The organism is Angustibacter aerolatus (assembly GCF_054776675.1).
In genome coordinates this window covers 1-12,368 of sequence record NZ_BAAHBM010000088.1, presented here as the reverse complement: position 1 = coordinate 12,368, position 12,368 = coordinate 1, and the positions used below count along the sequence as shown (strand labels likewise).

General features: G+C 77.2%; 6 protein-coding genes and 1 pseudogene. 2 read left to right on the top strand and 5 right to left on the bottom strand.

From position 1 onward, the window contains the following. Together ACYVI6_RS15720 and ACYVI6_RS15715 are read right to left on the bottom strand one after the other, a co-directional pair. Positions 1–3,043 (bottom strand): annotated as a pseudogene (locus ACYVI6_RS15720) (hypothetical protein); the annotation flags it as partial. Beyond that, complete coding sequence (locus tag ACYVI6_RS15715; protein WP_460447268.1) at positions 3,040–3,813, bottom strand: hypothetical protein; 774 nt, start codon at positions 3,811–3,813, stop codon at positions 3,040–3,042. The pseudogene ACYVI6_RS15720 and the gene ACYVI6_RS15715, both read right to left, overlap by 4 nt. Positions 3,814–4,072: 259 nt before the next feature. Here ACYVI6_RS15715 and ACYVI6_RS15710 point away from each other — a divergent pair, with 259 nt between their 5' ends. Further along, positions 4,073–4,309 carry a hypothetical protein gene (locus ACYVI6_RS15710; protein WP_284290520.1) on the top strand — a complete coding sequence of 79 codons (237 nt, stop codon included), beginning with the start codon at positions 4,073–4,075 and terminating at the stop codon, positions 4,307–4,309. Between the two features lie 33 nt (positions 4,310–4,342). Here the strand turns inward: ACYVI6_RS15710 and pepN are convergent, their stop codons facing one another. Then, entirely contained in the window at positions 4,343–6,832 is a 2,490-nt protein-coding gene (pepN, locus tag ACYVI6_RS15705) for an aminopeptidase N (RefSeq protein ID WP_460447267.1), read from the bottom strand. A 99-nt stretch (positions 6,833–6,931) separates the two neighbouring features. Between pepN and ACYVI6_RS15700 the strand changes: the two genes are divergently transcribed. Continuing rightward, positions 6,932–8,485: an ATP-dependent DNA ligase gene (locus ACYVI6_RS15700; protein WP_460447266.1), complete on the top strand. Its 1,554-nt coding sequence runs from the start codon at positions 6,932–6,934 to the stop codon at positions 8,483–8,485. 7 nt (positions 8,486–8,492) lie between these two features. Here ACYVI6_RS15700 and ACYVI6_RS15695 read toward each other — a convergent pair whose 3' ends face one another. Together ACYVI6_RS15695 and ACYVI6_RS15690 are read right to left on the bottom strand one after the other, a co-directional pair. Further along, the gene (locus ACYVI6_RS15695) at positions 8,493–9,755 is read right to left on the bottom strand and encodes an MFS transporter (RefSeq protein ID WP_460447265.1); all 1,263 of its coding nucleotides are present in this window, start codon (positions 9,753–9,755) and stop codon (positions 8,493–8,495) included. A gap of 84 nt (positions 9,756–9,839) precedes the next feature. Then, positions 9,840–12,368, bottom strand: a 2,529-nt coding sequence (locus tag ACYVI6_RS15690; RefSeq protein WP_460447264.1) for a bifunctional [glutamine synthetase] adenylyltransferase/[glutamine synthetase]-adenylyl-L-tyrosine phosphorylase, incomplete at its 5' end; no start/stop codon positions are given.

Here is a 12,368-nt window from a genome sequence, read left to right as displayed (position 1 = left end):
CGGGCAGCGCGTCCGCGGTGCCCCCGGCCGTCGTCAGGTCGACGTCGGTGGGGGCCGGCGGCGGCAGCACGTCCGGCTCGCCCTCGGCCACCACCCCGACGAGCACCAGCCGGTTCGGCACGCCGCCGAGCGCCGTCCACACGGGTTCGAGCGCGGCGGTGACGGCCGGCCCGGCGAGCGGCGCGGTGTGCGGCAGCTCGGCGGGTCGGTGCACCACGAGGCCCGGGGGCAGCGCGGGTGCCCCGTCGCCGGTCGGCAGCGCCACCACGCCGTCGGTGCCCGCCCAGCGCTGCACCAGCGCGTCGAGCCCGTCCGCCACCGGACCGCGGCCGGCGAGCGCGTCGGCGAGCACGTCGTCGACCTCGCCGTCGGCGGCCAGCCCCTGCGCCAGCGTCGCGTGCGGCAGGCCCGGGTCACCGGGGCGCCAGCCGACCAGCTCGAGCGGGGCGCGGCTGCCGACGCGGTCGGGGGTCTGCGGTCCGAGCGCGAGCAGCAGCGAGGGCACGAGGTGGGCGGCGCCCGACAGCGACGCCGACCCCAGCAGGTCCGGCAGCGCCCCGACACCGGGCAGCCCGAGCACCCAGGGCGCACCGCTCGTCCCGGCGCCGACGGGCCCGGTGATGCCGAGCAGCCGACCGAGCGCGCCCACCAGCAGCGCCGGCAGCGCCGGCCGTCCGCCGTCCGCGGCGAGCAGCGTGCGGACCCACCGGCGCAGCTCGGCCTCGGGCTCGGCGAGCAGACCGGCCAGCGACAACCTGGTCAGGGGCGCCGGCAGCCGGGGTGCCCAGCCGACGAGGTCGACCACGGCCCGCAGCAGCACGGTGACGGCGTCCTCGGTCGCGGTGCCGGCGCCGCTCCTCGTGCGGTCGGCCAGCGCCGACGACACCAGACCCCCGACGAGGTCCTCCAGCGCCGGGCCGAGGGCGGCGAGGACGGCGGCGGGGTCGGGCACCTCGGGGACGCCGACCGGCAGCGCGAGCCCGGTCGCGCCGCCGGCCACCAGCCCGGCGGCGACCAGCGCCTCGAGCGAGCGCTCGCGGCCGGCGAGGAGCCGGCGCGGCGCGTCGAGCCAGGGGTCGACGCGGGCCCCGCCCTGCGGCGTCCAGCGCACCCGGGCACCGACACCGCGGGCCAGCACGCCGACGCCGTCGGCCAGCAGCCGCAGGTCCGTCCCCTCGACGCCCGCCAGGCGGAGCACGCCGACCAGGCCCGTGCCGAAGACGGCGCCGCCGGGGGCGCTCGGGTCGAGGCCGGCGCGCAGCAGCCCCACGCGCACGGTCGCGTCCAGCCGGGCCCCGGCCAGGGGCGCGTCGACGTGCGCGGGCACGTCGACCTGCAGGTGCGGGGCCTGCCAGGTGACGAGCAGGTCGACCCCGTCGGTGACGGCGACCCGGTACGGCGTGCCGGGGGTGCCGTCGCCCGTGACGACCCGGGTGCGGCCTGCGGCGTCGGCCGCGACGTCCTGCCACTGACCCAGCACCGACTGCACGATCAACGGGTCGGCCTGCACCAGCGCCAGCCACCGCTCGCGCAGCGCCGCGACCGGGTCCTGCAGCAGCCGGGCGACGTCGACCCGTGGCGCCGCGCCGGCCGGCGGGTCGGCGACGCCGAGCAGCACCCCCACGGCGGGCCCGGCCGGGCCGAGCGCCCTGAGCAGCTCGTCGAGCACCCCGTCGAGGGCGTCCGTGGCGACGGCGGCGAGCGCGTCGCCGTCGGTCAGGTCGAGCGTCGGGTAGGTCGTGCTCGCGACGACCGCGTCGTGGGCCCGCAGCACCAGCGTCGGACGGCGGTCGGCGTCGAGCTCGAAGCCGGCCTCGAACGACCCGACGGCCAGCTGCAGACCCTCGTGGCCGGGCGGGCCGCTCACCGGGCCGAGCAGCGGCGCGGCGGAGCCCGAGACCACCTGGGCCGTCATCGCCAGCCGCGGCAGCGCCACGGCGGCGCCGGTGCCGAGGTCGAGCCGCACCGGCTGCACGGTCAGCCCGAGGCTGGTGCCGGTGGGCCCGGCGACCGCGAACCGCAGGGTCGGGGTCACCGTCACCAGGCCACCCGCGGCGGGGGCCGTCGCGACGTCGACCTCCACCTCGACCGGGCCGACGGCGAACCGCACGCGCGAGTCCGCGCCGGCGCCGACGACGCTGCCCTCCAGGACCGCCGCGAGGTGCCCCAGCCAGGCGGTGCGCGCCGGCTCGGCCAGGCAGCGCGCGAGCCAGCCGACCAGCGCGGGCGCGCCGTGCTCCGCGAGGTCGGCGACCGGGAAGTCGGGGACGCCGTCGTCCTGCACGAGCCCGAGCAGCCCGGCCAGCCCGTGCGCCGGGTCGGTGGGCGCCAGCCCGTCGGCGGCCACCTGCCCGGCCACGAGCACCAGCTGCAGCACGGACCGGCCGAGCTCCTCCAGCGCCTGCGGCCCGTCGGTGAGCCGGCTGGCGTCGACCACGACGTCCGGCGGGGCGGCGGCGCCGGGCAGCAGCAGGCCGCGCAGGGTGAGCACCAGCGCCGGCGGACCCGACAGGTCGCTCGGGATCGTGCCGGCCAGCGCCACGGCGGCCAGCCGCACCCCGCCGGGGGCCTGGCCGGCGGGCAGCGCCACCGCGAGCACGGCGTCGACGACGGCGCCGGGCTGCCCGAGCAGCAGCACCGAGGCGACCGGCGCCGACCCGGCGGCCGCGAACAGCGGCACGACGACGTCCGCCCGCACGCCGACCCCGTCGGCCGTCGTGTGGTCGACGCGCACGCCGAGCCCGACGTGCGTCGCCCGGCCGCCCTCGACGTCCGCGAGCACCACGTCGACGTTCATGAAGTCGTGGTGCAGCAACGGGATCCGGGTGCGGCCCGCCGCGTCCGGACCACCGCCGGCCGGCCCGTCGCCGCCGAGCAGGTCCTCGACGACCTGCACGAGCGCGCCCCGCTGCTGCGGGTCGCTGAGCACCGTGCGCAGGTACCGGTCGGGGTGGGCGAACCAGCCGTCGTTCGGCGCGCCCCCGGCGTCGAGCAGCCCGAGCGCGGTCGCGAGGTCGGTGACGTCGCCGAGGTCGACGCTCACGTCGAGGCCCCGCCGACGGCGCCGACGGCACCGACGCCGCTCGACGTCGTCACCACCCGGTCCAGCGGGTGCCTGGCCTGCGGTCCGATCGACATCCCGTCCGCGCTCGCCGTCCAGGTGGTCGGGACGAGCGGCGAGCCGTCGGCGTCCGTCCCCACCTGCGCGGCGAGTCCCGCCGCGGCGTCGAGCACCGCGCGCCAGGCCAGCGCCACCAGCTGGTCGGACCACCGGCGCACCACGACGTCCGGGCCCTGCGGCGGAGTGGCGGCCGCCAGCAGGCCGGTCGGCCGGTCGCTGGTGCCGAGCAGCAGCTCGACCACCACCTGACCGATCGGCGAGCCCTGGTTCCCCCGGTCGGCCGCCAGCTCGTCGCAGGCGACCGGCACCGTGACCGTGACCAGGCCCTCGCCGGTCGTCACCTGCAGCCGGTCGAGCAGCACCAGCAGGCTGTCGGCGCCGTGCGTCCACACGACCTCGCCCGGCAGCCCGTCGCCGCCGTCCGGTGGGCGGCCGGCGGGCGCACCACCGAGGTCCCGCAGCACCGCCTGCTGCACGGCGACCTGCAGCAGCGACGTCCCGCGCCGGGGGTCGAGCGGCACCGTGCCCGCGGGGCTGCCGGGCGGCAACCCCGTCGTCGCGCTCGCCAGCACCTCCGGACAGTTCCTGCGCAGGAAGTCCAGGTGCGCCTTGCACTCCCGGCGCAGCACGCCGGTCGCCGCAGCGGTGGGTACGGCAGCGGTCGGGTTCGCCAGCGGGACCGGCTCTACCACGTGGACCCACCTCGTCTCGAGGTCCAGCCGAGTGAGGCTCACGACGCTACTGCCGGCGCTGAACCGGCCACAAGGAATCCGCGCACGACGACGACGTGCTCGATCGGCGCGCCCGATCTGCCCGCGCTGCAACGGGTTCGAGCCGGTTTCGCACGGGCCGCAGCACGTGCCCGCACCGGGCGCGGCGCCGGCGGCGACCGGTCGCTTCCTGGGCCGGAACCCTTGCGCGACCGACGGGCCGCAGGGCTAGCGTGCGCCCATGAGCCGTCGGGTGCGCCTGCGCGTCGAGGTGGTGCTGGCCGCCGTCAGCACGGTGCTGACGGTGCTGTCGCTGGCCTGGCCGACCTGGTTCGAGGACTGGCTCGGCGAGTCGCCGGACGGCGGCGACGGGTCTGCCGAGCGGCTGCTCGCGCTGGTCTGGCTGGCCGGGACGGTGCTGTTCACCCTGCTCGCCCGCCGCGACGCCAGGCTGCTGCGCGCCCGTCCCAGCCCCTGAGCCGCACCGACACCGCCCGCCGCGACCGCCTCGTCAGAGGTCGCGGGCGCGCAGCATGCGCTGCAGCCGGTCGGCCTCGCCGCGCACCGCGGTCGACACGATGGGCGACACGCCTGCCCCGACGGCGGCCGTCGACGCGCGGTCGGGGAAGTCGGCGCCGACCCCCACCCGCGGGAACAGCCCGAGCGCCAGCACCATCGACTGCAGCATGCCGAGCGAGCCCCACTCGGGCAGCAGGTCGAGGTAGCGCTGCGGGTAGTCGCGCACCAGCTCGTCCTGCCCCGGCGTCCAGAACGCCTGCGCCACGGCGGGGAGCGCGGGCTGCGGCACCTCGCGGCGCTCGGCCAGCGCCGCCCACGCCTCCGCCTTCGCCTCGGCGGTCGGCCGGGCCGCGCGCACCGCGGTGGCTCGCCAGACGGCGTCCGGGTCGGGGTCGTCCGCGAGCAGCGCGGCGATCGCCCGCTCGGCCTCGGCGACGCCCTCGTCGTCGGACGCACCGACGGCGGCGGCACGGGTCAGCAGCCGCCAGCGCAGGTCGGGCACGTCGCCCGCCAGCGAGGCGACCTCGGGCAGCTGGTCGGGGCCCGCCGTGCGCGCCGCCGCCCGCAGCAGGCTGGTGCGCACCGCCGGGTCGCGGGCGCCGTCGCCGCGCAGCAGATCGCGAACGGTGGTGGCCACCTCGCGCTGCAGCTCGTCGCGACCCGCGCCGGTCCACCACACCGAGCCCTCGACGGCCGTGCGCAGCAGCGCGTCCTGCACCGTGGGCTCGGGCTCGGCCGCGACCGCCCGCAGCGCGTACCGCACCACGTCGGCCGGCGGCGCGACGCCGTCCTCGACCTGCTGCCACAGCACCAGCCGCAGCACCGATCGCGAGACCGGGTCGGGCAGCGTGAAGCCGACCGCCGTCGCCGTCCGCAGCGAGCGCTCGTCGAGCCGCACCCGCACGAACCCCAGGTCGTGGTCGTTCACCAGCAGCAGGTCGGCCGGGCCGCCCGTCACCGGCACCCGGTGCTCGGCGCCCTCGACCACCGCCTCGACCCGCTCGCGCTGCCGCAGCGCGCCGTCCGCCAGGTCGTAGACGCCGACGTCGACGCGGTGCGTGCGCAGCGTCGGGTACTCGCTCGGCGCGCTCTGCCGGACGGTCAGGCCGTCGTCGCCGGGCTCGCTGGTCAGCACGTCGGTGCCCGAGGTGAGCAGCCAGTCCTCGGCCCACCCGGTGAGGTCGCGCCCGGCGGCCCGGCCGACGTGGTCGAGCAGGTCGTCGAGGGTGGCGTTCGACCACAGGTGCTCGGCGAAGTACGTGCGCAGGCCGCCGACGAAGGCCTCCTCGCCCACCAGCGCCGCCAGCTGCTTCAGCACGCTGGCGCCCTTGGCGTACGTGACCATGTCGAACGACGCCTTGGCCGCGTCGACGTCGGGCACCGGGCGCCGGATCGGGTGCGTCGTGGGCGCGGCGTCCGCGACGTACCCCTGCTCCTTGCGGTTCACGAAGTACGCCCAGCTCGACGTGAACCGGGTGGCGCCCGCGAGCGCCCAGTAGGCCGCCCAGTCGGCGAACGACTCGTTGAGCCACAGGTCGTCCCACCACCGCATGGTCACCATGTCGCCGAACCACATGTGGGCCATCTCGTGCAGCAGCACCATGGCGCGGGTCAGCTCGGCCTCGGCCGTCGGCGGCGTGCGGAAGACCATCGAGTCGGTCCAGACCACGCACCCGAAGTTCTCCATCGCCCCCTGGTAGTCGGGGCAGAACACCTGGGCGTAGTGCCGCTGCGGGAACGGCTGGCCGAAGTGCTCGGCGAACCACGCCAGCCCCTGCTCGGTGACGTCGAGCACCTCCTCCGCCTGGTCGTCGAGGAAGCCGCGCAGCGACCGCCGCGACAGCACCGACAGGTCGTGGTCGGCGGTGCGCCGGCGCACCTCGTGGAACGGCCCCGCGCAGACGGCCGTCACGTACGTCGACAGCCGGGGCGTCTCCTCGAACGTCCACTCCCCCAGCGCGGAACCGTCGGCGCCCTCGACCGCGACCGCCTCGCCCGGCGTGTTGTGCACGACGAGCCAGGGCTCCGGGGCGGTGACGCGGAAGGCGAACACGGCCTTCAGGTCGGGCTGGTCGAAGCAGGCGAACACCCGGCGCGCGTCGTCCGGCTCGAACGTCGTCCAGACGTACACCTCGCCGTCGGCCGGGTCGACGGTGCGGTGCAGGCCGGTGCGCTGCTCGGTGCGGTCGGTGCTGGCACGCACCCGCAGCACGTTCTGCTCGGCCAGGCCGGTCAGCCGCAGCCGCTCGCCGTCGAACGCCGGCTCGACCTGCTCGCCGTTCAGCTCGACGCCGAGCAGCCGGTCGGCGACGACGTCGACGAAGGTCTCGGCGCCGGGGTCGCGGCTGGTGAAGGTGATCGTGGTGTCGCTGCGCAGGGTGCGGCCGGCCTGCAGGCCGGTGAGGTCGAGGTGGACGTCGTAGCGGTCGACGGAGACCAGCGCCGAGCGCGCCGCCGCCTCGTCCTGCGTCAGGGATGCCATGCCGCCGATCCCATCACCTGCCGCCGACACCGACAACCTCCGGCGCGCCCGCGACGGACGGCGAACGGCGTTGTCGGTGGGCCCGGGCAGGATGGGCGCGTGCTGCTCCAGGAGATCGCCGCCGCCGTCGAGGCCGTCGCCGCGACGTCGTCGCGCACCGCCAAGACCGGCCTCGTCGCCGACGTGCTGCGCGCCGCCGAGCCGGCCGACCTGCCGGTCGCCGTGCGCTACCTCGAGGGCGAGCTGACGCAGCGGCGCACCGGGCTGGGCTGGCGCTCGCTGCAGGACCTGCCGGGGCCGGCCGAGCAGCCGACGCTCACCGTGCTCGAGGTCGACGCGGCGTTCGAGCGGGCCCAGGCCGAGTCGGGGGCGGGCAGCCAGGCGCGGCGCCGCGACCTCGTCGTCGACCTGTTCGCCCGCGCGACCGCCCCCGAGCAGCACCTGCTGCGGGGCCTGGTCACCGGCGAGCTGCGGCAGGGTGCGCAGCGCGGGGTGCTGCTCGACGCCCTGACCGCCGCCGCCGGGGTGCCGGCTGCGCAGGTACGGCGCGCCGTGACGCTCAGCGGCGACGTCGTCGAGGTGGCCGTGGCCGCCCTGGTCGACGGGCCCGACGCGCTCGGCGGGTTCGGCCTCGAGGTGGGGCGGGCCCTCGCGCCGATGCTCGCCGCCGCCGCGCCCACGCTGGCAGAGGCGCTCGAGCGCACCGGCCCCGCCGGCGTGGAGTGGAAGCTCGACGGCGTGCGGGTGCAGCTGCACCGCGACGGCGACGCGGTGCGCGTCTTCACCCGCAGCCTCGACGACGTCACCGACCGGGTGCCCGAGGTGGTCGAGCTGGTGCGGTCGCTGCCGGCCGAGCGCCTGGTGCTCGACGGCGAGGTGATCGCCCTCGACGGGCCCGACCTGCGCACCGCCAGGCCGCTGCCGTTCCAGCGCACGGCCTCCCGGCTGGCCACCCGCGCCGGCCACCCCGTGCCGCTCTCGACCGTGCTGTTCGACGTGCTGCACCTCGACGGCACCGACCTGGTCGACGAGCCGGCCGACCGGCGGCGCGAGGTCCTCGAGCAGGTCGGCGGCGACCTCGCCGTCCCGCGGGCGGTCGCCGACCCGGGCGACCCGGCGTCCGTCACGGCGGCCGAGCGGTTCGTGGCCGACGCGCTGGCGCGCGGTCACGAGGGCGCGGTCGTGAAGTCGCTGGCGACCCCGTACGCGATGGGCCGGCGCGGCGCCGGGTGGGTCAAGGTCAAGCCGCGGATCACCCTCGACCTCGTGGTGCTCGCCGCCGAGTGGGGTCACGGCCGGCGCACCGGGCGCCTGTCGAACCTGCACCTGGGCGCGCGCGACCCGGAGGGCCGCTTCGGCCCGGCGGGCGGGTTCGTGATGCTCGGCAAGACGTTCAAGGGGCTGACCGACGCGATGCTCGCCTGGCAGACGGAGGCGCTGCTGCAGCTCGCCGAGCCGGGCCAGGAGGGCGGCTACGTGCTGCGGGTGCGGCCCGAGCTGGTGGTCGAGATCGCCTTCGACGGGCTGCAGACCTCACCGCGCTACCCGGCAGGCCTCGCGCTGCGCTTCGCGCGGGTGCTGCGGCACCGGCCCGACCGCACGGCGGGCGACGCCGACACGATCGAGGCGGTCGAGGCCCTGCAGGTGCCCTGAACCGCCGCTAGACGTAGGCCCGTTCGGCGGCCTGCTCGAGCTGACCCTGCGGCCACCGCGGCCACGCGACGGCGATGGCGACGAGGCTGACGGCGGCCGCGAGCACCACCGCGAAGACGGGGCTCGTGCGGTCGGCGACGAATCCCACGACGAGGAACGACAGCGCCGACACCAGCGAGAAGCCGGCACCGGCCACGCCGTTGAGCCGCCCGCGCAGCTGCGGCGGGGCGAGCACCGCGAAGGTGCCCATCAGCGGCACGAGGAACGCCTGCAGGGCGCCGGTCACCAGGTAGAGCACCGCCACGAGCTGCCAGCGCGGGTCGAGCGCGAGCCCCAGCAGCGGCATCGGCAGCAGCGCCGCCATCGGCAGCATGCTGCGCACCTGGGTCATCGGCGACCAGCGGCCGACGACGAACGCGCCCAGCGCCAGCCCCAGTGGCACGGCGGCGAGCAGCACCCCGCCGGCGCGCGTGTCGCCGCCCTGCGCGACGGCCAGCGGCAGCGCCACCGCCTCGGGCGCGACGACGGCGAGCAGCATCGCCCAGGCGAGCAGCACGAGCGAGCGCAGCGACCGGTCGCGCCGCAGGTAGGAGGTGCCCTCGCGCAGGTCGAGCAGCAGCTGGCGCAGGCCCTGCACCCCGCCGTCCAGCGCGGCCGGGCGGGTGCGCACGAACAGCGCGACGAGCAACCCCGACAGCGCGAACGTGACCGCGTCGATCCACAGCGCCTTCGACGCGCCCACGAGCGCGACCACCGTGCCGCCGACCGCGTAGCCGAGCACGAGGTTCACCTGCCGCGACACCTGCATGAGCGAGGAGGCGCGCAGGAACAGGCCGCCGTCGGTGAACACCTCGGTGAGCAGCGCCTGGCCGGCCGCGAAGAACGGGGCCCCGACCAGCTCGACGACGAACAGCACCGCGAGCAGCACCAGCAGCGGCAGGTCGGCGAGCACCGCCAGCACGAGCAGCACGACGAAACCCGCCCGCAGCAGGTCGCAGACCACCATGAGCGCCCGTCGCGGCAGCCGGTCGGCGACCGGGCCGAGCACCGCCTGCCCGAACACCTGCGGCAGGAAGCTCACCGCGAACACGGCCGCCGACAGCAGCGCCGACCCCGACCGGCTGAGCACCAGCGACGCCAGCGCCACCTTGGCCAGCGCGTCGCCCCAGTCCGACAGCACGCGCGCGGAGAACAGGGCGCTGAACTCACCGGAGGCGAACAGCCGCCGCACGGTGGGCCGGCGTCGCGCCCTGGCGCGCTCCTGCGTCACGACGCGGACAGTACCCGACCGGACGCCGTCTGTGACCGGTGCGACGGCCACCGATGACAGGCTCCGCCGGCCCGGCCGACCGGCTCAGCGGAGGAACACGCGCTCGACCGCGCCACGCGCACGGCGGGTGGTGCGCCGGTAGTCCTCGAGGATCCGCGCCGTCGAGCCCGGCGGGTACCCGACCACGCGGGCGACGCCGTCGAGGTCGCGCAGGTCGCTCGGCAGCGCGTCGACCGGCCGCCCGCGCCACAGCACGGCGGCGTTGCGCAGCCGCGAGGCCAGCCGCCAGGCAGCGGCGAGCGAGGCGGCGTCGTCGCGGCCGACCAGCCCGTGCTCGGCCGCCACCCGCAGCGCCGTCATGGTGCCCGTGTGCCGCATGCCGGGCACCGCGTGGGCGTGCTGCAGCTGCAGCAGCTGCACGGTCCACTCGACGTCGGCCAGCCCGCCGCGCCCGAGCTTGAGGTGCAGGTTGGGGTCGGCACCACGGGGCAGCCGCTCGGACTCGACGCGCGCCTTGATGCGGCGGATCTCGCGGACGTCGGCGTCGTCGAGCCCGCCCTCGGGCCAGCGCAGCGGGTCGATCAGCGCGAGGAACCGCTCGGCCAGACCGGGGTCGCCCGCCACGGGCGTCGCCCGCAGCAGCGCCTGCCGCTCCCACGCCAGCGACCACCGCGCGTAGTAGGCGGCGTACGACGCGAGCGAGCGCACGACCGGGCCCTGCTTGCCCTCCGGCCGCAGCCCCGGGTCGAGCTCGATCGACGGGTCGGGGCCGGCGCCGCGCAGCAGTCGCCGCAGCTCGACCGTGACGGCGAGCGCCGCCTGCTGGGCCGCCTGCTCGTCGGCACCGGGCAGGGGGTCGTGCACGAACAGCACGTCGGCGTCGCTGCCGTACCCGAGCTCCTTGCCGCCGAAGCGGCCCATGCCGACGACGAGCAGCCGGGTGGGCAGCTCGCCGCGCTGCCGCTCGACGACGGACTGCGCCACCCGCAGCGCACCCTCGAGCACCGCGCCGGTGACGTCGGTGAGCGCCCGCTCGACGCCGTCGAGGTCGAGGTCGCCGAGCAGGTCGACGCTGGCGACGCGGAACAGCTCGCGGCGGCGCACGCTGCGGGCCGCGGTGACCGCCCGGCCCGGGTCGTCGTGGCGCTCGACGGCGGCCAGCACCTCGGTGCGCAGCGCGTCCAGGCTGCGCGGCTGCAGGCCGCCGCCCTGGCCGAGCACCTGCACGGTCTCGGCGTCCTGCTGCAACAGCTCGGCGGCGAACCGGCTGCGGGCCAGCACGTGCGCCAGCCGCTCGGCCGACGAGCCCTCGTCGCGCAGCATCTTGAGGTACCAGTGCGTGGTGCCGAGCGCGTCGCTGACCCGCCGGAACGCCAGCAGCCCGGCGTCCGGGTCGGCCTCGTCGGCGAACCACCCGAGCATCACCGGCAGCAGCTGCCGCTGGATCGCCGCGCGCCGGCTGACGCCGCTGGTGAGCGCCTCGATGTGCCGCAGCGCGCCGGCCGGGTCGGTGTACCCCAGCGCCTGCAGGCGACTGCGCGCGGCGTCGGGGGTCAGGCGGACGTCGGCGGTCGAGAGCTGCGCGGCGGCCCCGAGCAGCGGCCGGTAGAACAGCCGCTCGTGCAGGCGGCGCACCTCGCGGGCCTGCCGGTGCCACTGCCCGACGACGGCGTGCTCGGGGTTGGCGCGGTGCCCGAGCTGGCGCCCGAGGCGGCGCAGGTCGTCGTCCTGGGTGCCGGCGGCCGGCATGAGGTGGGTGCGGGTCAGCCGGTGCAGCTGCAGCCGGTGCTCGAGGGTGCGCAGCAGGCGGTAGGCGGTGTCCATGCTGGCGGCGTCGTCGCGGCCGACGTACCCGCCCGCCCCCAGGGCCGCGAGCGCGTCGAGCGTGGTGGGGCTGCGCAGGGCAGGGTCGATGCGGCCGTGCACCAGCTGCAGCAGCTGCACGCTGAACTCGACGTCGCGCAGGCCGCCCGGGCCGAGCTTCAGCTCGCGGTCGACCTCGGCCCGCGGCAGCTGCTCCTCGACGCGCCGCCGCATCGCCTGCACGTCGCCGACGAAGCCGTCGCGGGTCGCCGCCTGCCAGACCATCGGCGACAGCGCCTCGACGTACCGCCGCCCCAGGTCGACGTCGCCGGCGACCGGCCGGGCCTTGAGCAGCGCCTGGAACTCCCAGGTCTGCGCCCACCGCTCGTAGTAGGCGACGTGGCTGGCGATGGTGCGCACGAGCGGCCCCTGCTTGCCCTCGGGCCGCAGGTTGGCGTCGACCGGCCACAGGGTGCCCTCGGGCGTCGACGCCGAGCAGGCGCGCATCAGACCGGTCGCCAGCTGCCGGGCGGTGGCCAGGGCGGCCCGCTCCTGCGCGTCGTCCCACTCCCCCTCGGGCAGGTCGGGCTCGGCGACGAAGACGACGTCGACGTCGCTGACGTAGTTCAGCTCGCGGCCGCCGCACTTGCCCATCGCGATGACGGCGAGGCGGCACGGCGGCGCGTCGTCCGGCAGCTCGGCGCGGGCCACGGCGAGCGCGGCCTCCAGCGCGGCGTCGGCGAGCTCGGCCAGCTCGCGACCGACCGACGGCAGCAGCGCCGTCGGGTGCGGGCACGACAGGTCGCGCCC